Source organism: Arthrobacter sp. P1_D4 (assembly GCF_056406115.1).
In genome coordinates this window covers 168,439-188,127 of record NZ_JBFUAU010000001.1, presented here as the reverse complement: position 1 = coordinate 188,127, position 19,689 = coordinate 168,439, and the positions used below count along the sequence as shown (strand labels likewise).

Here is a 19,689-nt window from a genome sequence, read left to right as displayed (position 1 = left end):
CCGAAGCGCAGCCCGCCGCCGCCGTCGCGGCACCCGCCGCACCCGCGGCACGGCCCGCCGCCGTCGAAAAGCCCGTGAAGCCCAAGGCCGAGGCAACGCTCTACGGCTCACGTACCCTGGGCCAGTGGATCAAACTCGTCGTGCTCTTCGCCGTCGGCGGAGTGGCCGCCGCAGCGATTCTCATGCTCGCCGCGCGCGGCGTGACGACGCTGCCGGGCGTGCCCGAGTTCCTCGAGAGATACCCCGGCGCGTATGACCTGCCCGATACGGTGGAGCCCGGCTTCCCGTGGTGGGCACAGTGGGCGCACTTCCTGAACATCTTCCTGATGGTGCTCATCATTCGCTCCGGCTACCAGGTGCGCACGCAGCAGAAGCCGCCGGCGTACTGGACGCCGAAGCGCGGTGGCAAGAAGATCAGCATCAACCTGTGGCTGCACCAGTCGCTCGACATTTTGTGGCTGGCCAACGGGCTCATCTTTGTGGTGCTCCTGTTTGCCTCTGGCCGCTGGATGAGGATCGTGCCGAGCAGTTGGGAGGCCGTCCCGAACGCGCTCTCCGCGCTCCTGCAGTACATGACACTCGACTGGCCCGTTGAGACCGGCTGGGTGAACTACAACAGCCTGCAGCAGATCATGTACTTCGTGGTGGTCTTCATCGCGGCCCCCCTCGCTGCGATCACGGGTGCGCGCATGAGCGAGTTCTGGCCGAAGAACGCGAAAACGCTGAACAAGGTCTACCCGGTGGAGGTTGCGCGCGCGGTGCACTTCCCGACCATGCTGTTTTTTGTGCTGTTCATCCTCATCCACGTGTTCCTCGTGTTCGCGACCGGTGCGCTGCGCAACCTGAACCACATGTTCGGCGGCACCGACGTGGTGAACTGGGCCGGGTTCTGGCTCTTCGCGGCCGCCATCGCCATCACGGCGGCCGGATGGTACGCCGCCCGCCCGCTGGTGCTCGCGCCCATCGCGAGGCTGTTCGGCCAGGTGAGCAGCCGCTAGGCCGGAATTCCCGCGTTCAGCGGCTCAGCAGGTAATCGGCCACGCCGTCCGGGTTTGCCAGGGCGAGGAGATGGCCGCCGGGCAGGACGTCGGGCTCCATTCCGAGGCGTTCGCGGGCGAGCCGTTGTTGGAAGGCCAGGGGAAAGAACCTGTCACCCTCTCCGGCCAGGACACGGGTCGGGATACCGGGCCAGGCCGTGAAGTTGCAGGCCGACTCGAACACCGCCTCTGCTTCGGGGCGTTGGTGCGGTTCGCCTTCCGCGGCGACTTCCGGCGGAACGTCGTGCAGGAAATAGGTGTCCGTGTCGAACTCAGTGCTGTACCCGTGGGCCCGGGCCGCGCTTTGCTGCGCCGCAGCCCAGCCGGTGGTGTCCCACCATGCGCCGGGGGTCTCGCCCGGTACGGGAATCATCGCATTGACCAGGACAAGCCCGGCGACGGGGGCTTTTTCGCACACCAGCGGGGCGGTGAAGCCACCCAGCGACTGCGCAACGAGCACCACGTCCTGGCGTCCACCGACGGCTTCGAGCACCAGGCGCGCGTACTCGGGCAGCCCGGCGCTTTCATCGTCGCCGGGCAGATCGACGGCAACGGCTTCGTGGCCGGCCCCCTGCAGCAACGGAACGACGCGGCTCCAGTACCAGGCCGCGCCGCCCGCTCCGGGGATCAGGACGAATCTGCTCACCGCCGCACCAGCCAAAGCACGACGGCGGGACCCCGGGTCCGGACCGGCAGGCGGCGGCCGTTGGGCCGGCTTCGTTTCGATGCGGATCTCATCTCCCCATTGTCACCCCGCCCGCGTCGACTCCGGCACCCGCAATACCTCCACCGCCGCCACCAAATACGGCACCGGATCCGGGTCCGTCCCGGCGGCCCACTGCATCCAGGCCTCGAACGTCGCGCCGATCAGTGCGGCACACAAATACCCCGCGACATCCTCGCGGACCCCCGCGGACATCAGGTAGGCCCGGGTCCGTTCGCGCTGCGGGGCCAGGGACTCGTAGCTGCGGCTGGCCAGCTCGGGGTGCTCGGCGATCAGCCGGAGCCGGCCGCGCGTGACTGCAAGGTCCGGCAGGACAGCAACGCCCGCGACGGCCGCGTCGCGCAGCCCCGCCAGGATGTCGCCGCCGGGACCTTCAGCGCGGGCCGAATCGAGCACGAGACGGGAAGCCTCGACCACCGGCTCCATGCCGCCCCAGACGAGCTCGGCCTTGCTGGAGAAGTAGCGGTACAGGCTCTTGCGCCCGATCCCCGCCTCGCGCGCGATGTCCTCCATGGAGGTCTGCTCGTAGCCGCGCTCGGCGAACAGCCGCAGCGCGAGGGCGGCCACGGCGTCGGGATCAATCGTCACCGGGCGCCCGGGGGGGCGCGGAACGGCGGTGGTCACGGCATCCGAAGGCATCCCACCAGTATTCACCCTTACATAATGACACAGAGTGTCATAAGCTGGGCCGCATCAGGATGAGCAACGTCTGGAAGGACATCATGGGCAACGCAGCTTCATGGCAGGAAGCCACCACCACCGGCCGGTTCGCCGGCAAGACCGTCATCGTCACCGGCGCAGCCTCGGGTATCGGCCAGGCCACCGCGCTGCGCATCGCCAGGGAAGGCGGCCGCGTCATCGCCGCCGACATCAGCAAGGAACGCCTGGATGACCTCGTGGCCGAGAACGCCGGGCTGGACCTGGTCCCGGTGGCCGGCGACATCTCCACCGAGGAAACCGTGGCCGCCGTCGTCGCCGCTGCCGGCGGACACATCGACGCGCTGGCGAACGTCGCGGGCATCATGGACAACTTCGCCCCGATCCACGAGGTGGACGACGACACCTGGGACCGCGTCTTCCGGATCAACGTCACCGCCCTCATGCGCCTCACCCGCGCGGTGGTGCCGCTGATGCTGGACGCCGGCACCGGTTCCGTGGTCAACGTCGCCTCCGAGGCCGGCCTGCGCGGGTCCGCCGCGGGCGCTGCGTACACCGCGTCCAAGCACGCCGTCGTGGGCCTGACCAAGAACTCGGCTGTGATGTACGGGCCGAAGGGTTTGCGCTTCAACGCCGTGGCCCCCGGCCCCACCATCACCAACATCGTGGCCACCTGGGGGTCCCAGCTCGCGGCCGAGCGCCTCGGCCCGCTGATGCAGGCCACCGTCCCGACGCCCGCCACCGCCGCGCAGCTCGCCGCGTCCATCACCTTCCTGCTCAGCGATGACGGCACCAACATCAACGGCGCCATCCKCGCCTCCGACGGCGGCTGGYCCGCGCTGTMMAGCACCTCACCAAACGCAGGCGGGCGACGGCGGGAAGTCCCGGCGTCGTCCGCCTTCCTGTAGGAAGGGAGCGCACCGAGGAACCCCGGCGTTCGTGGTGGCTGCGGCCGGGAGGGCCTGTTTCTATGGTGCCGACCGCCGTAGGCTATGGGCATCCACCACATCGAGGAGGCACTCATGCGCACGGCAACACCCAAGAACCAGGCCGACCAGATCCGCCATCTTTCAGAGAATCTCATCTCTCAGCTCACCGAGGGGAGGGAGTGGGCCACCCCCGGGGTCGAGGCGGCATTGAAAAGAGTGGTGGCCGGGCTCGATGCCGGGATTGAATCTGCGTCTCCGAGGATCCAGACCGGACTACGGCGGCTCGCTGACGACCTCGCCGGGGGAGTGGAAACTCTGGCTCCCCGTGTTCAAGAGGGCCTGAAACGGGTTGCACCGAGTGTTGTCACGGCACCCGCCCGGGCTAAGTCGCGGCGGACGGCGTCCGGTAAGGCTTGGGTGATTGCCGGAGTGGCGGCGGTTGCGGTGACCGCGGGAGTCGCGGCCTGGCTCTATCTTCGCCGTGCGGATAACGAGCCGGTGCCGTCTGTGGATGCGCAGCGAACCAGGGGCGTGGACCCCGACCTGCGCGCCGCCTCCACAGAGGACCAGACCTGAGGGACCCTACGACACCTGGGAGCCATCCGCGTCCGACGCGGACAGGCCCGTCAATCCTCATGCGCTTCGACGGCCCCGCCCGTTGACACTCCGCAAAGGGTGTCAATGTAATCGAGCGTTTTGGGACTGACATGCCGCACGGCCCCAAGAGCCTCCCGGAAAACAGCTCTGCTGGCGTCGTCACCAAGTGCTCCTCGGAGTTCGACTACAGTCTCGATGCCCTGGCTCTCGAACACGCGCGTCATGTCCTCTACCTGGGCGAGACGGCCAGGGGACGGCCAGCTGACAACTTCGGAAAGCGTCCCGGTATCGAGGCGCCGCCGGAATCCACTGGTCGTGGCGGCATCAGGCCATGCCCCGACCAGAGCGGCAACGCGCGGCCTGACGGTCGCGTGGTAGTTCTGTCGCCGCTGCAGCGCCGCATCGACAATGATGGCCCCGATGTGGTCCCAGCCACGGCTGACTTCGATCGAGTCGTCCGTGCCGTGGGAGTCCGATTGCGCCGGGAGGTTGGCAGCATCATTATCGATAGTCATAGGTGAATACTCCCATGCGACAGAAGTGAGCGTGCGGCTGCGGCCGCCCAGATCGGAGCGAAACCGGGGGTATTCCGCTATCAGCAGTCCTGGCTGCCGTCCGACTGCCGGTTATGTGCCCCCGCCGGCGGGATTCATCCGGGTGACTGACGTCTGATGGAAGCTGAAATTCGATCCTCCATGGCTCGAACGCCGCCGACCGCCGCGGGCCCCATCTGCTGCCTTGCACGGTTCACCGCGTCACGGACTTCGCGACGCACTACCCGTTCATTCTGGCTCGACGACTTTTCTCGCGTTTCCCTGGCTAAATCGAGCAGAGCCTGCGGAGCGTAGTGATTGACGCTCATGTCCGTGAGCAGGGGTAGCTGCACCCTCAGATCCTGTTCGATGGCGGTGCGGAGCGGGCCCAAGCGAAGCAGTTGGGTGAGGAAATCCGGACTCAACACCGGCGACGCAGGGGCTTGCGGGCCAAGGCGCTCCCGTAGGTGGTCCTTCATCTTCATGGCTGTTCTGTCGAACGTCAGCCACCATGCAAGGTAGCCCATGGGTGATGGTCCAATCGTCCGCCGATACTCGATGACGCCGACTGAGTTTTCGACGTCGTGGGCAACCAGGCGAGACCGGGTCCCTTGCTCGGCTCCGTAGTCACCTCGTTGACGCCTTCTCTCGTGAGTCTCATTCCATAGTTCCTGAACTGCACCCCGGAGTTCGGTCGAGGCGGCATTCGAGTACTCAAGGAGACTCTTGATCTCGATAGAGAATTCGTCGGCAAGGTAGTCGCTGACGTCCTGCAACGGCTGTTCTCGTCCACAGATGTTCCGTTGCCAGTCCAGGAATTCAGTCTCTGGTCGGCCCGAGAGCACGAAGGCCGAATAAAGGAAGGGGACCCTTCCCGACCAAGTCGACGTTCTGTTGTGACCATAAGCAACGGCCAGGTTGAGGTGTCTTTCAACTTCTTCGACGACTCCGTCCGTTACATATAGAAGCAACCCTGCGTCGACCGCTGCGCGCATCAGAATCGTAAAGTGGCGCTCTTCCGGATCGTCTACCAGGCTCTCTCCGATAAGGGGCAGGATCGCGGTGGTGTCCATCCATATGTCGCCTTCACTGAAGACGTTGAGCACGACTTTTTGGACGTCCGGGGTTTGTTTCAGGAACGCGAAAAGCGTGTATGCGTCGGCTAGCCGCCGAAGATGCGATTGTGTTTGCGGCGAGGGCTGTTCCAGTACGTGCATTATGGCCGCGGCCGCGGCATCAGAGCTGAGCTCACGGATGCCACCATTAGCTGTAATTCGGTCAGCTATGGCTACAGGGCTGAGTTGGAACGGTGCACCTTTTTCCACGGCTTCGGCAAAAGACTCACCTCGTTCCAGGAGTGTTTCTTCCAACACTGTTCGCAGTTGCCGAGAAATCTCCGTCAACTGTGCTTCGCTCAGTGCCTTCGGTGCTTCGACGGCTCGAACCGCCGCAATGAGTTTCGCATCGAGGGCAGCTTCATCAAGAAGGAACTTGGCTGTCTGATCATTTATCCTCTTGGCCTCCTCAAAACTGAGATGGTAGGTGTCCTCGGCCCCGGACGCTGATTTGTGTTGTTTGATGGGGCCCTTCCGAGACAGGCGGTTCAATGCGCTCAGGGTCAGAGCATCGACCTGCCCTCGCTTCCCCACGGGCATGCGGAGGGCGACGCCGTCTTTGATTTCGCTCAGGCTGAGCCTGTTGTATGTGCTCGAATCGTGAAGCGCCGCCAAGACCAATGACTCGAAGCAGCTCTTGGTAAGGCTCTGCTCGGTTGCCTGATCTTCGCCGTCCAGAGCCAAGTGCAGCACCGCGACCTTGCTCTCATCGGCGGTCAAGGTCGATATTCTTTCGAGGACCCCTCGTTTGGACAGGAGCGGATCCACAAATCTCTGAGCCAGCTCTTCACTGGCCACTCGTCGTTGCGGATAGGACTTCTCGCGGTCCACAAACCACGACCGGTCCCGGATGTCCACGGTTATATTCCGATCACGTCGGGACTCTTCCCTGAGTTCATCGGCGGCCGGACCAATCACCTGGTTGGTCAGGTAGATCATGGTGCTGACCGAAGGAAAATTCCTCTTGAGGGTGTCCAGCGTGCTCGCAATTTTCGACTTCCAACTCGCCGTGACAGAGTACTGAAATGCAACTTTTGGCACCCCATCAATCGTGAATATTTCGGCGTCTCTACCCTTGTCTCCGTTCGGAGCTGCCATCGTCCGCAGGGCTGGATATTCGACCGCTAAGAACTCCGACGCGAACGATTCGAATATCGCCCAGTCTCCAGGGCCAATCCGTTCTAAGGCGAGAGACAATCGCGGGTTCGGCATGACCGAATCATAACCACCACAAACCTTTCTTGAACATCGCCCCTGGGTTCGACAGCCGATTGTTTTTCGGAGGAGCGGCGGCCCGGTTCCGGTGCTTGCCTCGCGAGCGGCTTGGTCAAAACTTCCGCGCGGAATCAGGTGTAAACAGCCCGTTGACTTTCGTGTCTCCTGCGAGGACCATGACGAGTGAAAGTCAATGATGGGGGGGTAACTCAAAGTCTGACGTGCCAAAAATACGCATGTGTGCCGATTATTCCCGCGCCAAATTTTAGGCTGCCGCGGAATATCATTTACGCGAAGCTTGTGCTTCCGCGTCTGTTAGACAGCTCCGAATCTGGGGATCAACGGAGAGAAAATGATTAGCAATTCCTTTAAGCCGGTTGCAGACGCGCCCGGTGTTTTTACATCTGAACCTTTAGCGTCCGGCCAGAGCGATCGAATTCGTGCAATGGTGCACGGTCGGACAGCAGTGTTAACAGCCGAATGCGATGCAGAGCGCAAGACGCCAGATTTCGTGGTCTCAAGGACAGCGAGCCCTGGGTTTGACGCAGCTGCGTTCAGTCTGTCGGGTATATGGGACGCGGCTAAGGACCTCACCGGTCGCGCTTGGGACGCAATTAACGATGTTCTGACTAACGAGGGCGGCGGCGGCGGCGGCGGTGGCGGTGGCGGCGGCGGCGGTGCTCGCATAATAGCGAGAACGGACGAAGCCGAAATCGTCACAACCACTCGCGCGCCGGCACTGTAGGTAAACGAGACCAAACGCAACGGACGACGGCGGGAGTCCCGCCGTCGTCCGCTTTGTACGAAGGTGCCGCTGACCCGCCGGGCGGCTATTTGGGGCGGGCGGCCAGGGCGGATGCCAGGCCGTGGCCGCACCCTGTCCTCAGCCGCGGGCTTCCGCCCTTCGAACGCGCTTATCGCCAGCCGGCCCGAACTCAGCCACGGCTATGTAGGACTCAGGCCGACGCTCCTTCCCATCCGGGCGCGGACAAGGCATGCTTATTGATCAGTAGACTTACTAATTTGGTTGCGACTGAAGGAGCGAATATGAGGGCACTTACCTGGCAGGGCAAGCGGTCGGTCAGCGTGGAGATGGTTCCGGATCCGGTCATTGAGAAGGGCACGGACGCCATCGTCAGGATCACTTCATCGGCCATATGCGGCTCGGACCTCCACCTGTACGAGGTCCTTGGCCCCTATATGAAGGCCGGCGACATCCTGGGGCACGAACCCATGGGCGTCGTTGAGGAGGTCGGCTCCGAGGTCAGGAACCTCAAGCCGGGCGACAGGGTGGTCATCCCCTTCAACATCTCCTGCGGCCATTGCTGGATGTGCAAACAGGGGCTGCAGTCCCAGTGCGAGACCACCCAGGTCCATGCCCACAACAGCGGGGCGAGCCTGTTCGGGTTCTCCGAGCTCTACGGGTCGGTCCCCGGTGGGCAGGCGGAATACCTGCGAGTGCCCCACGCCGACTACGGGCCGATAAAGGTCGGGCACGAACTGCCCGATGAGCGGTACCTCTACCTCTCCGATATTCTTCCCACCGCCTGGCAGGGAGTGAAATACGCCGATGTCCCCGCCGGCGGCACACTGGCCGTCTTTGGGCTCGGCCCGGTGGGGCAGTTCGCCAGCCGGGTCGGTCGACACCTGGGTCAGCGCGTCATCGCCATCGAGCCGGTTCCGGAACGCCGCCGCATGGCCGAGCGGCACGGGGTGGAAACGATCGATTTCACAGAGGACGTCAGTGACCAGCTTCGCGATATGACGGATGGAAGGGGCCCTGACGCGGTCGTCGACGCCGTCGGCATGGAAGCGCACAATTCGCCCGTCGGCGCCTTTGCGCAGAATGCGGTGGGGCTCTTGCCGGATGCCTTGGCAAAGAAGGCCATGGAGACTGCGGGCGTAGACCGCATGACGGTCCTCCATGCAGCGATCGACTCCGTGCGCCGGGGGGGCACCGTTTCGCTAAGCGGGGTGTACGGGGGTACAGCGAGCCCCATGCCCTTGCTGAGCATGTTCGACAAGCAGATCCAACTCCGGATGGGCCAGTGCAACGTCCGCCGGTGGACGGACGAGCTGCTCCCGCTCGTGGAAGATTCCGCAGACCCGCTCGGCGTCATGGACCTGAAGACTCACGAGGTCGACCTCGACGGTGCCGCGGCCGCCTACGAGATCTTCCAGAAAAAGGAAGACGGCTGCATCAAGGTGGTCCTGAAGCCGTAGCGAAGATGTCCCCGCTCCGGGAGATCTCCTCAGGTCTTCCGTCAGCCGGACCCAAGCGCAGCTGGGCTCCCCATTCGACAGGAACGGGAGCCCAGCTAGCGACCTCGGTGAAGAGGAATCCCGCCGTCGTCCGCTTGTGTGTGAAACGGCCGCTATTCGCCGGCGGGTTGGAATAACTCGATAACGTTCCCGGACGGGTCCTCCAGCAGGATCTGCTGTCCGCCTGGGCCCTTGACTATGTCGTTCCGGAACGTGACGCTTGCGGCGCGCAACCGTGCCACTTCGGCCGCGATATCGCCCACGATGAGGTGGATCCGGTTCCATCCTCCCGGGATGGGCACCGTGCCGTCCGGCATGGGACGGCCTGCCGAGCTGGCCGGCCCGCTCAGGAGGAGCCGCAACCGGCCGCGGGTGACGTCGGCGAACGCCGGCGCGGCGCTCATCCTGACGGTGAATCCGAGATGCGTTGTATAGAAGTCGACCGCGGCATCGACGTCGGCCACCATGTACCGGACGCTGACCAGTTCCGTAAGGTCGTTGGGCATTTCCAGCTCCTTTCCGAATTCGTTTGGGGAGGTGTAGATAGATCACACTGTCGATCGGTTTGGCACCCAGCGCAAGCCCACGACGGCGGGAGGTTCGCTACGCCCGGGAGCCGCCGGGGCCGGACTCCAGCAGCCCGCCGCCGGCCCAGCGCCTGAGCGCGAGCTTTTCGGCGTCGTCGAACTCCATGAGGGCCAGCCGGCACAGCTCTTCCACGTTTCTGGTCCATGCGGCGGCGAGTTCTGCCGCTGATATCTCCTCTGCGAGGGAGCCGCCGGCGTACACCACGCCCTGGATCACGAAGTTGACGGCAGAGCGGGACACCGGCTGCCCGGCCGCCACGCAGTCGTCCCGAACGGAGCGTGCCAATTCGCTGCGGTTGCCCGAATGGTCGCGCAGCTTCGCCGCCAGGGAAAGGAAGACCTGTCTGAACTGTTCTGCCGACAGTGCCGGAACGTCCGTGACCCGGGTGACCTGCTCCTCGATCGCGGGCCGGGCGTCGGAGGCCAGCGAGGAGGGCTCCGGGGAAAACCGCTTCGCGTCCCACACCCAGCCGGGCGACGGCGTGGACGAGTATTGGACGCCCTGGCCGATCTGGGCGATCCAGGCCCCGAACTTGCCGTGGCCGCCCCAATCGGTCTTCAGTGACGGGTCCGCGGTCAGGGCCCGGTGCGCCGCGACCGCTCCCGTGACCGGACCAGGCGCGGCCTGCACCAGGGCCCGGACCTCGTCGGCGGCCGACGTCGCGGACCCGGGAGTGCCCTGGGCGGTGCGGAGCGGGGTGCCAAGTCCGGCGGACGGGACCATGCGGGGGATTCCGGCCGCGGTCCCGTTGAGGATTGCCACGAAGTCGTGGGACTCCACCACGCTGTCGGCCATCTCCCGGTACGCGAACGCCACGGCGCCGGCAGCGATGACGGTGGTCATGCGGTCGGCCGCCCGGAACCGCTGGACCAGCGAGGTGAAGTCGGCGTCCGCAGACGCGACGAAGAACTCCTCAACGTGTGCCGCGCCGGCCAGGGCATCCATGGCGTCCAGCACCAGGTTGATGTCGGTGCTGGACTTGCCCCGCTGGGTGAGGGAGGGGCAGTCGATCACGCGGAAGCCCGCGCGGGTCCAGTACGGCCGGTACTTGGAGTAGATCACCGGATTGAGATAGCAGTTGCGGATCAGGAAGCGCCGGGATTCTTCGCCCGCGCCGCCGGCGGCCAGCGCCTCCGTCCAGTGCTTGGGGTCCTCGGCGAATCTCTTCGCGGCCGCCGGGTCCAAGGCCATCAGGCCGGTGTAGACGTTGTCGAAGTCCACGAACATCGCGGCACGGATGCCAGGCCGCCGGGACGGGGGGAGGTGATCACTCATCGGCTCAGTGTGCCAGCAGGAGGGCGGCGCGGGCCAGAGGTGACCGCTTGGTTGCCCATTTGCCGTCGTGTGCCGGACCTCCTGGCGGGAACAGGAGGTCCATAGGCGTGTTCGGGATCGGCCGCGCGCGCCGGAACTCCTGCGGGAAGCCGACACCCCGGGCCACGCGGCCGGCGACCAGGTCCTGGAACACGTGGCGCTGATGCTCTCCCAGGCCGTGCGCGGCGCGGATACCGTCACCATCGGGGGGAGCGAGCTCCGGCTGGGCATGTCCGTTGGCCAGGCGGAAACGGCTGTCCCGGCGGACGCCGATTCGGCCGCGCACAAAGAACTGGCCAGGGCCCTGCTGCTGGCCGCAGATCAGGGCATGTACCGGGTCAAGACGGAAATGCGCGGGGCCGTGGGCGCCGGTTGATCCGCGGGCTTTAACGCCAAACGACGACGGCGGGAGGTGGCTCCCGCCGTCGTCGTTCGGCCTGTTGCCTGGAACCCGGGCTTAGGCGCCGTGGTTCAGGCTGAGGGTGAAGGTGTTCGGGCCGCTGGCGTGGACCGCGATGTTGCTCTTGGCGGTGTTGTGGCGCTCGGAGAGCTCGTGGACCAGCGCGTCCAGCTCGTGGTGCATGGTGGAGCGGTCCCAGAGCTTGTGGGTTACAGAGTTGGCAGTTTCAAACGTCATTGTTCAGTGCTTCCATTTCATGAATCCGGATGTCCGGCTGCCGCACCGATGCGGAGCCGCTGTAGGGGCCAAACCAGGAACGCCTGAGACCGTGGGCAGCTCTGCGAGCTCACCGGTTTGGCCTCATTGCGTCCACCAGGATGGGTGCCCGGCGTTTACTGCGGACGCGGAACGTCGCAGGAATTCGTCAGGCTGCACCGGCAGGAACGTCGCAGTCCCTGCCTTGCCTTTCCATAGTGCACAGCGCCGCGCGGGAGGCTCAAGCCAGATGGCGAAATTTGCGCGTGAGACTCATCACAGCCGCTGTGCCGGAACGTGGACGCCGACGACGGCACCCGAGTCCAGAGCGCGGACGGTTCAGTGCGGTCTAGGGACGGGACCGCTTCGACCGAAAATGCGGAGGGTGGATGTGCATGCGGCTCAGCCCCCGGGCGGGGGCCGGAGAGACCGGCACCGGTCCGCCGGGCTCCGGTCCCGCTGCGGCAGCGGCCCGTCCGTAGCGGGCAGCCAACGGTGCGGCGCTGAAGCCGTGGGCCAGGACGCTGAGCAGTACGGTGGCGGCAATGACGGCCACGGCCTGATCGGACACTGGTCCAAGGGCTTCCAGCGCCAGCAGCGCGAACACGAGGGACGCCAGTCCGCGCGGGCCGAACCAGCCCACGAACAGGACGGTCTTCCGGTCGAGGCCGGCGCCAATTGAGGCCAGCGCTACCGGCAGCATGCGCACCACCGTGAGGCTGAGCACGGCATACGCGATGGTCAGGGGGAGGGAGTGCTCCAGCATGATCGGCACGGTGATGGCTCCGAAGGCCAGCCACACGAGCAGGGACACCAGGCCACTCATCTGCTCAACGAAGGCCAGTTCGGCCGGCCCCCGTTCCCCGGCGCAGGTGCCGAACGCCAGCCCGGCGCAGAACGCGGCGACGAAGCCGTTGCCGCCCACCGCGAGTGCGGCGCTGTAGGAGAGCAGGCTCAGGGCCAGGACGCCGATGCCGGCGAAGTCCTCGGTTGCGGTCCCGCGCCGGCGGGCCAGCTGGAGCAGCCACCCTCCCGCGGCGCCGGCCGCTGCGCCGACGCCGGCGCCGATGAGCAGCTCCATGGCCGCGCTGCCTGGGCCTTCGGCGCTCTCCAGGCCTGCTGCGGCGGCCGCGCCGGCGATGGCGAGCATGACGACCGGGGTGGCGATGCCGTCGTTGAGACCGCTTTCGACCGTGATCAGCTGGCGGATCCGCGACGGCACCGCCGGATTCGTCACCACGGGTATTCCGAGTGCGGCGTCGGTAGGGGCAAGCGCAGCGCCGACGAGGAGGGCCAGCCAGAACCCGAACTGGGGAAAGAACCAGGCGGCCAGGGCCCACCCGAACACAATCGTCAGCGGCAGGCCGACTCCCAGCAGCCGCACGTAGCGGCTCACGTCCCGGCGCAATTGCTGGAGCGGCAGGCGGGCGGCGTCGGAGAAGAGCACCCACACCAGGGTGACCTCGACAACCGGGGTGATACTCGCCAGGGGCGACGGGCCACTGACCAGCCCGGACCAGGCCAGGGCTGCGCCGACAGCGGTGAACACAATGGGAGCGGTCAGGTCCGCCTGCTGCAGCCGCGCCGACACCAGCGCCCACGCGAACAGGAGGGCGGTGATGAGGACAATGACCGTCAGCTCCATGACGGATCGGCGCCCGTTTCCGTGGGTGCCGGGTGAGGGCGGTCCGATTCCAGCCGCCGGATGGATCCGCCCACAGGGATCACGCTCCCTCCGCCGATTGCACTAAACGTTCCCCTGCAGTTCAGTGAATCCGCCGGCCCGGGACCGCGCCAGAGAACTAAGCCCTATCCTGTTCCTGCGCCGGCGGTGCCGCGACCGAGCCGCGGCGGATCAGTGCGGCCGTGAATGTCGGTGCGGCCGCCGGTGCCTTGCGGCCTTCGATCTGCCGGATCAGGGCTGAGGCGGCCGCTACGCCCATGTCATAGACAGGCTGGGCGATCACCGTGAGCGGGGGCGTGGTCAGGCGCGTCCAGGCGAAGTCGTCGTACATGAGGAAGGAGACATCATCCGGAATGGAGAGGCCGAGCTCGTGGATCGCTTCCACCACGCTGAGGCCGATCAGCCCGTCGGAGGCGATGATCGCCGTCGCCGGGTCCGGGCGCTGCACCAGCTCGCGGGTGATCTTCTTGATGGACTCGTCGTCGCCGGCGTTGAGGCGGATCAGATCGACGGGCAGGTCCAGCCCCGCATCGTCGAACGCGCGTTTCATGCCGTCGCGCCGGTCCGAGATCTGGGACGAGTCCAGCTGCATGCCGTCGTGGTACGGCCCGGCGGTTTTCAGCGTGGAGACGAAGGCGATCCTCCGATGGCCGGACTTGAGCAAATAGCTGGTGGATTCATGGGAGATGTCCTCCATGTCCACCGCCACGGTGTCGACGTCGAGCCCTGGCGCCTTGCGGTCCAAAAGGACCAGCGGACGGCCGGATTCGTGAACGCGCCGTAAATGTTGCGTTTCCACGGAGGACGCGGGTGCCACGATCAGGCCGTCAACGCGCTTGTCGAGGAGCACCCTGACGGCGTCGAATTCCGCCTCGGTATCCTCGTCCGTATTGATCAGGATGACATTGAATCCACTCCGCTTGGCGGTGTCCGTAATGCCCCGCGTGGCCAGGCCGAAATGGGGGTTTTCAATGTCGCCGACCACCACCCCGATGGTGTGCGATTTCCCGGTATTCATGCTGCGGGCGAGCTCGTTGGGCCGGTACTCCAGTTCCTCGGCGGCAGCCAGCACCCGCTCGCGCACGTCGTCGCTCACGGCCCCGTAATTGCCCAGGGCGCGGGCGGCCTGGGCCTTGGAAACCTGGGCTGCTTTGGCGACGTCGGCGACAGTGACATCGCGGCGCCGGGAAGCATCACTATTCATTACGGCCTTTCGTAGCGGACCCTTGACGCCTGATGTGGCTTCGATTACATTTCTAGCAATCGATGTGAGTCCGGTCTCAATCTTAGGGACTGAGACCGGACTCAGCAAGACTTCCATCGACAAAGTCCCACTCCACGGGGCCCACTGCCTGCCTGCCCCGCTGCTCACCCCCACGATTGGAAACGCTGTGAACACAGGAAACAAAATGCGCCCCGGGGCGCTCATCGCCGCTGCTGTTGCCGCGGTCCTGGCACTCTCCGGCTGCGGAGGCAGCTCATCCGCCTCGTCCTCGCCGGCGGACAACCCCTACGGCCTGATTGAGGCCGGCACCATCCGCGTTGCCAGCCTGGGTGATTCGAAGCCCTATACCTTTGCCGACGCCCAGGGCAACTTCACCGGCTTCGACGTCGAGCTCTTCAAAGACGTCGCCCACCGCGCCGGAGTCGACAAGGTCGTCTTCACCGGACAGGACTTCTCCGGGCTGCTCGCCGCCGTCTCCAACGGCCAGTTCGACGCCGGCGTTGCGGCGATCGGCATCACTGACAAGCGCAAACAAACCGTCGACTTCTCCGATGGCTACCTGGCCGGCTACCTGACCGTCATCACCACGAAGACCTCGGGCATCACCGGCGCCGACGGTCTCGGCGGAAAGCGTCTCGGCGTCGTGCAGGGAACGCTGCAGGAGGCGTACGCGGTCAAGAACTTCACCTCCGCGAGCCTGGTGCGCTTCCCGGACAACAACACCGCGATCGCCGCCGTCAACAGTGGATCCGTTGATGCACACTTCCTGGACTACGAGGCCGCCAAGTCCTATGAAACGCAGTACGGGCTGATCAGCGCCGCGGACATCCCTTCCTTCGACGCTCCCGCCGGCTTCGCCGTGGCCAAGGGCAAGACCGCTTTCAAGGACGCCCTCAACAAGGGCCTTGCCGCAGCCATGGAGGACGGCACCTGGAAGAAGCTCTACCAGAAGTGGTTCCCGGGCTCCCCGATGCCCGAGCAGTACCTGCCGAAAGCCGAGCAGACGGCAACGCCTGCGCCGAGCAAGTAAACGGCCCAGCAAGTAAGCGACCGGCAACCAATAGGCACCGAACCATCGGCACGTCCGGCACATAGCCCGGCTGCCACCTGACCGGGCGGGCCGCACTGCGCGGCCCGCCCGGGTTCCACAAGCTACCTACGTCTGAGAGCAACCATGGACTGGTTAAGCACCATCACCCGCACCTTCTTCGACTTCGGCGCAATGGCCGAGGTCCTGCCCCAGCTTCTGGGAGTCGGTCTCCTCAATACCCTCATCATCTCCGTTGCGGCGACCATCATCGGCGTTGCCCTTGGCATGGTCGTCGCCGTGATGGGGATATCTCCCTCGCGGTGGCTTCGGGTTCCGGCCCGGATCTACACGGACCTCTTCCGCGGACTCCCCGCCATCCTGACCATCCTGCTGATCGGCCAGGGTTTCGCCCGCTTCAGCCAATCGATCTTCGGCCCCTCGCCCTACCCCCTGGGGATCATCGCCCTGAGCCTGATCGCCAGCGCCTACATCGGTGAGATCTTCCGCGCCGGTATCCAGAGCGTGGACAAAGGCCAGGGTGAGGCCTGCCGCGCGCTGGGCATGAGCTACGCGAAGTCCATGGCCCTGGTGGTGGTTCCGCAAGGCGTCCGCCGGGTCCTGCCGGCGCTGGTGAACCAGTTCATCGCGATCGTCAAGGACTCCTCGCTGGTCTATTTCCTGGGCCTGCTGGTCACGGAACGCGAGCTCTTCCGCGTGGGCCAGGACGCCGCCGTGCTTTCCGGCAACCTCTCGCCCCTGGTCATGGCCGGCATCTTCTACCTGCTGATCACGGTTCCCCTGACCCATCTGGTCAATTACTTCGATAACCGCTTCCGCACCGGCCGACGCCGCCCCGCCGCACCCAGCAGCGGTCTCAAGGAAGTCAAAGAACTCGCCGCGGCTTCACCGCTGACCACCGGGAGCAACACATGAGCCTCGCCAGCAACACCGCAAGCAGCACCAACAACGCCAGCAGCACCAACAACGCCAAAGAATCAGTCCCGGACATCGAGACGTTCCACGGCTCCAGCCTGGAACTGAAGAACCTGACCATGGCCTACGGCGACGTCGAGGTGCTCCGCAAGGTCAGCCTCAACGTCGCCCCGGGCACCACCACCTGCATCATCGGGCCCTCCGGCTCCGGCAAATCCACCCTCCTGCGCGGCGTCAACCGGCTTCACGAACCCAAGAGTGGGGACGTGCTCCTGGCCGGCGAGAGCGCCCTGCAGGTCAAACCGGACCTCCTGCGCAGCCGCATCGGCATGGTGTTCCAGCACTTCAACCTCTTCCCGGACCACACCGCCCTCGAGAACGTGGCGCTGGCCCTCTGGAGCGTCAAGGGCATGCCCAAGGCCGAAGCCAGGGAACGCGCCCGGCGCCGCCTCGCCGAGGTCGGTCTTGCCGAACGCGCCGACCACCGCCCCCGCGACCTCTCCGGCGGACAGCAGCAGCGCGTCGCGATTGCCCGAGCCCTGGCCATGGAACCGGAAGTCATGCTCTTCGACGAGGCCACCAGCGCCCTGGACCCGGAGCTGGTCAAGGGCGTGCTGAACCTCATGGCAGGCCTGGGCCGCCGCGGCATGACCATGCTGGTGGTCACGCACGAGATGGGGTTTGCCCGCAAGGTCGCCGACCAGGTCGTCTTCATGGACGAAGGCGAGGTCGTCGAGTCCGGCACGCCCGCCGACCTCTTCGACAACCCGCAAAGTGAACGCCTCCAGCGCTTCCTCTCGGAAGTGCTCTGATGGAGACCCTGAAGGGAAACACCGCCGCGGCACCCATCCGCACCGCCGTCGTGGGGTTCGGCATCTCGGGCAAAGTCTTCCACGCACCGCTGATCGCGGCGGATGCCAACTACTCGCTGGACGTGATCGTCACGGCGGACCCGGACCGCGCCTCGGAAGCTGCAAGGCTCTACCCGGACACCCGGATCGTCCCTACGCCAGAGGACCTGTTTGCGTTGTCCGGTGACCTCGATCTGGTGGTCCTCGGAACGCCACCGCTGACCCACTTCGACCTCGCCGCGACGGCCATCGCCCATGGCCTTCACGTGGTGGTGGACAAGCCGTTCGTCACCACATCGGACCAGGGGCAGGAACTCATCTCCCGGGCGGCCGACGCCGGCGTGCAGCTTACGGTATTTCAGAACCGGCGCTGGGACGCCGATTTCCTGACGCTTCAGAAGCTTATCGAGGAAGGAGCGCTGGGCGAGGTCCGCAGCTTCGAGTCGCGCTTTGAATGGTGGCGGCCGGAGGGCTTCGGAAACTGGCGGGACACCGCCGCCGTGCCCGAGGGCGGCGGCATCCTCAACGACCTCGGTGCCCACCTGATCGACCAGGCCATCCAGCTCTTTGGCCCGGTGACCCAAAGCTACGGCGAAACGGCGAACCACGGCCCGGATCCGGGCGGCGCCGACACCGAGGCCTTCGTGTCCCTGCTCCACGAATCCGGAGTCCGCTCGCGGTTGTGGATGAACGGCATGACGGCGCAGGTCGGCCCGCGCTACCACGTCCTGGGCTCCCAGTCCGGCTACACGAAGTGGGGCCTGGACGGCCAGGAACCGGCCCTCGCGGCCGGAACGACACCCACGGACCCGGGCTACGGCGTCGAACCCCAAACCCATTGGGGGACCGTGGGTGTCGACGGAGACCTGCGGCCAGTCGCATCTGAACCCGGCGCCTATCCGCTGTTCTATGCAGAGCTCGCGACTGCCCTCCGTGACAAGGGCCCACTGCCGGTCGACCCCGAAGAGTCCCTCGAGGTCCTGAGGGTCATCGAAAATATCCGCGCCTTCGCATAGCCCTCACACCGGCTTCCGGTGCCCCTGACGGGCACCCGAGAAACCTCTACTTTAGGAAAGGCAGACCCATGTCCTCCACGCCCTCAACCAAGCGCATCGCCATCATCGGCGGCGGCATCCTTGGCGTCTCCACCGCCGTCCACCTGCTCCGCGACGGTGCCTCCGTCATCCTCCTGACCGAACACGGCCTGGCCAGCGAGGCCACCGGCCGCTCGCTCTCCTGGCTGAACTCCGCCGGAGAACGGTCCACACCGTACCACCAGCTCCGGGTCGCCGGCGTGGACCGCTACCGCACGCTCTTCGCCGCTGACCCCGGCCGGGACTGGCTGCAGTTCGGCGGTGGCCTCATGTGGAATCCCGCCGGCCAGGAAGCCGCCACGGAAGCCCGCCACCACTACGAGAAATCCATCGGCTATGACTCGAAGCTTCTGACACCCGCACAGGTTTCCTCAGCCACCCCCGGCATCGATCCGGTCGCCGTTCCGGAGAACGCCATCTTTAACCCCGGCGAGGGCTGGGTCAGCCTGCCCGATCTGGTGGACTTCCTGATGGAGGAGTTCCACGCCCTGGGCGGTGAACTCGTCCTCAACGCCGGCAAGGTGTCCGTGACGGTCGACGGCGGCCGGGCCACCGGCGTCGAGACGGCCGCAGGCGAAACCTACGAGGCAGACGCTGTCCTGGTGGCGTGCGGTGCCGCAACTCCCGCCGTCGTCGCGCCCCTCGGCGTCGAAATCCCCAACGGATCCCCGGTCTCCATGCTGGTGCTGACCAAACCCGTCGAGCACGAGCTGAAGACCGTGCTGAACACCCCCAGGGCCGCCGTCCGGCCCAACCCCGGAAACACCCTCGCCCTGGACCACGACTGGTATGAAGGGCACATCACCGAACACGCCGACGGCTCCTTCAGCATCCCCGATGACGTGGTCCAGGAACTCGCCGACGAAGCATCCAGGCTCATCGCCGGCAACCCCGACCTCAAACCAGCCTCCTGGAAGATCGGCTACAAGCCCATCCCGGGCGACGGCGAACCGGTCCTCGGCGAACTCGGCCAGGTGCCCGGCTGCTTCGTGGCCTTCACACACTCGGGGGCCACGCTCGGCCTCATCGCAGGCGAACTTCTTGCGGGCGAGATCATGACCGGCACGAAGCACCCGATGCTGGCCACCTTCCGGCCGGGACGCTTCTCCTAGCCAGAGCCACAGAGGCTGCCAGGCAGGCAGGGTCTGCGTTCACCGGCCCTGCCTGCCTAAGCCCCGTCCTGCTCCGGTAACGGGAGCGCCGCCCCTGGGGCCAGATCCATGGTTGTCAGGCGACTGAGACCGGG

The 19,689-nt window shown here is 65.8% G+C and carries 20 protein-coding genes; 11 read left to right on the top strand and 9 right to left on the bottom strand.

The window, feature by feature from the left end:
• Positions 1-998: cytochrome b/b6 domain-containing protein (locus tag AC1D0A_RS00895; RefSeq protein ID WP_476944975.1), on the top strand; the 998-nt coding region annotated here is incomplete at its 5' end.
• A gap of 16 nt (positions 999-1,014) precedes the next feature.
• On the opposite strand, the gene AC1D0A_RS00890 is transcribed toward AC1D0A_RS00895, so the two are convergent.
• A complete protein-coding gene (locus AC1D0A_RS00890; RefSeq protein WP_243181641.1) occupies positions 1,015-1,683 on the bottom strand; it encodes an alpha/beta fold hydrolase in 669 nt (222 codons plus the stop codon).
• Positions 1,684-1,785: 102 nt separating this feature from the next.
• Positions 1,786-2,400 (bottom strand): TetR family transcriptional regulator, encoded by a 615-nt coding sequence (locus AC1D0A_RS00885; protein ID WP_476944974.1) that lies wholly within the window; start codon positions 2,398-2,400, stop codon positions 1,786-1,788.
• Between the two features lie 83 nt (positions 2,401-2,483).
• Between AC1D0A_RS00885 and AC1D0A_RS00880 the strand changes: the two genes are divergently transcribed.
• Positions 2,484-3,326, top strand: coding sequence for an SDR family NAD(P)-dependent oxidoreductase (locus AC1D0A_RS00880; protein WP_476944979.1), 843 nt, complete (start codon positions 2,484-2,486; stop codon positions 3,324-3,326).
• A gap of 114 nt (positions 3,327-3,440) precedes the next feature.
• Entirely contained in the window at positions 3,441-3,923 is a 483-nt protein-coding gene (locus AC1D0A_RS00875; RefSeq protein WP_476944973.1) for a hypothetical protein, read from the top strand.
• A gap of 50 nt (positions 3,924-3,973) precedes the next feature.
• Here AC1D0A_RS00875 and AC1D0A_RS00870 read toward each other — a convergent pair whose 3' ends face one another.
• Together AC1D0A_RS00870 and AC1D0A_RS00865 are read right to left on the bottom strand one after the other, a co-directional pair.
• Entirely contained in the window at positions 3,974-4,459 is a 486-nt protein-coding gene (locus AC1D0A_RS00870) for a hypothetical protein (protein ID WP_476944972.1), read from the bottom strand.
• Positions 4,460-4,593: 134 nt separating this feature from the next.
• Positions 4,594-6,804 (bottom strand): hypothetical protein, encoded by a 2,211-nt coding sequence (locus AC1D0A_RS00865; RefSeq protein WP_476944971.1) that lies wholly within the window; start codon positions 6,802-6,804, stop codon positions 4,594-4,596.
• A 355-nt stretch (positions 6,805-7,159) separates the two neighbouring features.
• Between AC1D0A_RS00865 and AC1D0A_RS00860 the strand changes: the two genes are divergently transcribed.
• Positions 7,160-7,552: a hypothetical protein gene (locus AC1D0A_RS00860; RefSeq protein WP_476944970.1), complete on the top strand. Its 393-nt coding sequence runs from the start codon at positions 7,160-7,162 to the stop codon at positions 7,550-7,552.
• A gap of 302 nt (positions 7,553-7,854) precedes the next feature.
• Positions 7,855-9,030, top strand: a complete 1,176-nt coding sequence (locus AC1D0A_RS00855; RefSeq protein WP_476944969.1) for a zinc-dependent alcohol dehydrogenase — start codon at positions 7,855-7,857, stop codon at positions 9,028-9,030.
• Positions 9,031-9,182: 152 nt separating this feature from the next.
• Here AC1D0A_RS00855 and AC1D0A_RS00850 read toward each other — a convergent pair whose 3' ends face one another.
• Both AC1D0A_RS00850 and AC1D0A_RS00845 read right to left on the bottom strand, forming a co-directional pair.
• Entirely contained in the window at positions 9,183-9,575 is a 393-nt protein-coding gene (locus AC1D0A_RS00850) for a VOC family protein (RefSeq protein WP_476944968.1), read from the bottom strand.
• Between the two features lie 97 nt (positions 9,576-9,672).
• Positions 9,673-10,932 carry an NYN domain-containing protein gene (locus AC1D0A_RS00845; protein ID WP_476944967.1) on the bottom strand — a complete coding sequence of 420 codons (1,260 nt, stop codon included), beginning with the start codon at positions 10,930-10,932 and terminating at the stop codon, positions 9,673-9,675.
• Between the two features lie 67 nt (positions 10,933-10,999).
• Here AC1D0A_RS00845 and AC1D0A_RS00840 point away from each other — a divergent pair, with 67 nt between their 5' ends.
• A complete protein-coding gene (locus AC1D0A_RS00840) occupies positions 11,000-11,347 on the top strand; it encodes a nucleotidyl cyclase domain-containing protein (protein WP_476944966.1) in 348 nt (115 codons plus the stop codon).
• 81 nt (positions 11,348-11,428) lie between these two features.
• Here AC1D0A_RS00840 and AC1D0A_RS00835 read toward each other — a convergent pair whose 3' ends face one another.
• From AC1D0A_RS00835 to AC1D0A_RS00825, 3 genes are all read right to left on the bottom strand, one after another.
• Positions 11,429-11,608 carry a hypothetical protein gene (locus tag AC1D0A_RS00835; RefSeq protein WP_018775517.1) on the bottom strand — a complete coding sequence of 60 codons (180 nt, stop codon included), beginning with the start codon at positions 11,606-11,608 and terminating at the stop codon, positions 11,429-11,431.
• A 367-nt stretch (positions 11,609-11,975) separates the two neighbouring features.
• A complete protein-coding gene (locus AC1D0A_RS00830; RefSeq protein ID WP_279294387.1) occupies positions 11,976-13,271 on the bottom strand; it encodes a cation:proton antiporter domain-containing protein in 1,296 nt (431 codons plus the stop codon).
• A gap of 157 nt (positions 13,272-13,428) precedes the next feature.
• Positions 13,429-14,514: a LacI family DNA-binding transcriptional regulator gene (locus AC1D0A_RS00825; RefSeq protein ID WP_476944965.1), complete on the bottom strand. Its 1,086-nt coding sequence runs from the start codon at positions 14,512-14,514 to the stop codon at positions 13,429-13,431.
• 205 nt (positions 14,515-14,719) lie between these two features.
• On the opposite strand from AC1D0A_RS00825, the gene AC1D0A_RS00820 reads away from it, so the two are divergent.
• From AC1D0A_RS00820 to AC1D0A_RS00800, 5 genes are all read left to right on the top strand, one after another.
• Positions 14,720-15,565: an ABC transporter substrate-binding protein gene (locus AC1D0A_RS00820; protein WP_476944978.1), complete on the top strand. Its 846-nt coding sequence runs from the start codon at positions 14,720-14,722 to the stop codon at positions 15,563-15,565.
• Positions 15,566-15,709: 144 nt separating this feature from the next.
• A complete protein-coding gene (locus tag AC1D0A_RS00815; protein ID WP_018775513.1) occupies positions 15,710-16,498 on the top strand; it encodes an amino acid ABC transporter permease in 789 nt (262 codons plus the stop codon).
• A complete protein-coding gene (locus tag AC1D0A_RS00810; RefSeq protein WP_476944964.1) occupies positions 16,495-17,310 on the top strand; it encodes an amino acid ABC transporter ATP-binding protein in 816 nt (271 codons plus the stop codon). Before AC1D0A_RS00815 ends, AC1D0A_RS00810 begins: the two co-directional genes overlap by 4 nt.
• Positions 17,310-18,365, top strand: coding sequence for a Gfo/Idh/MocA family protein (locus tag AC1D0A_RS00805; RefSeq protein ID WP_476944963.1), 1,056 nt, complete (start codon positions 17,310-17,312; stop codon positions 18,363-18,365). Before AC1D0A_RS00810 ends, AC1D0A_RS00805 begins: the two co-directional genes overlap by 1 nt.
• Positions 18,366-18,433: 68 nt before the next feature.
• Positions 18,434-19,555, top strand: coding sequence for an NAD(P)/FAD-dependent oxidoreductase (locus AC1D0A_RS00800; protein ID WP_476944962.1), 1,122 nt, complete (start codon positions 18,434-18,436; stop codon positions 19,553-19,555).
• Positions 19,556-19,689: the final 134 nt, after the last annotated feature.

Coding starts and splice junctions, on each gene's coding strand:
- AC1D0A_RS00810 (WP_476944964.1), top strand. CDS start 16,495: ATGAGCCTCGCCAGCAACACCGCAAGCAGCACCAACAACGCCAGCAGC.
- AC1D0A_RS00825 (WP_476944965.1), bottom strand. CDS start 14,514: ATGAATAGTGATGCTTCCCGGCGCCGCGATGTCACTGTCGCCGACGTC.
- AC1D0A_RS00885 (WP_476944974.1), bottom strand. CDS start 2,400: ATGCCTTCGGATGCCGTGACCACCGCCGTTCCGCGCCCCCCCGGGCGC.
- AC1D0A_RS00820 (WP_476944978.1), top strand. CDS start 14,720: ATGCGCCCCGGGGCGCTCATCGCCGCTGCTGTTGCCGCGGTCCTGGCA.
- AC1D0A_RS00865 (WP_476944971.1), bottom strand. CDS start 6,804: ATGCCGAACCCGCGATTGTCTCTCGCCTTAGAACGGATTGGCCCTGGA.
- AC1D0A_RS00835 (WP_018775517.1), bottom strand. CDS start 11,608: ATGACGTTTGAAACTGCCAACTCTGTAACCCACAAGCTCTGGGACCGC.
- AC1D0A_RS00850 (WP_476944968.1), bottom strand. CDS start 9,575: ATGCCCAACGACCTTACGGAACTGGTCAGCGTCCGGTACATGGTGGCC.
- AC1D0A_RS00845 (WP_476944967.1), bottom strand. CDS start 10,932: ATGAGTGATCACCTCCCCCCGTCCCGGCGGCCTGGCATCCGTGCCGCG.
- AC1D0A_RS00855 (WP_476944969.1), top strand. CDS start 7,855: ATGAGGGCACTTACCTGGCAGGGCAAGCGGTCGGTCAGCGTGGAGATG.
- AC1D0A_RS00800 (WP_476944962.1), top strand. CDS start 18,434: ATGTCCTCCACGCCCTCAACCAAGCGCATCGCCATCATCGGCGGCGGC.
- AC1D0A_RS00830 (WP_279294387.1), bottom strand. CDS start 13,271: ATGGAGCTGACGGTCATTGTCCTCATCACCGCCCTCCTGTTCGCGTGG.
- AC1D0A_RS00815 (WP_018775513.1), top strand. CDS start 15,710: ATGGACTGGTTAAGCACCATCACCCGCACCTTCTTCGACTTCGGCGCA.
- AC1D0A_RS00860 (WP_476944970.1), top strand. CDS start 7,160: ATGATTAGCAATTCCTTTAAGCCGGTTGCAGACGCGCCCGGTGTTTTT.
- AC1D0A_RS00805 (WP_476944963.1), top strand. CDS start 17,310: ATGGAGACCCTGAAGGGAAACACCGCCGCGGCACCCATCCGCACCGCC.
- AC1D0A_RS00875 (WP_476944973.1), top strand. CDS start 3,441: ATGCGCACGGCAACACCCAAGAACCAGGCCGACCAGATCCGCCATCTT.
- AC1D0A_RS00870 (WP_476944972.1), bottom strand. CDS start 4,459: ATGACTATCGATAATGATGCTGCCAACCTCCCGGCGCAATCGGACTCC.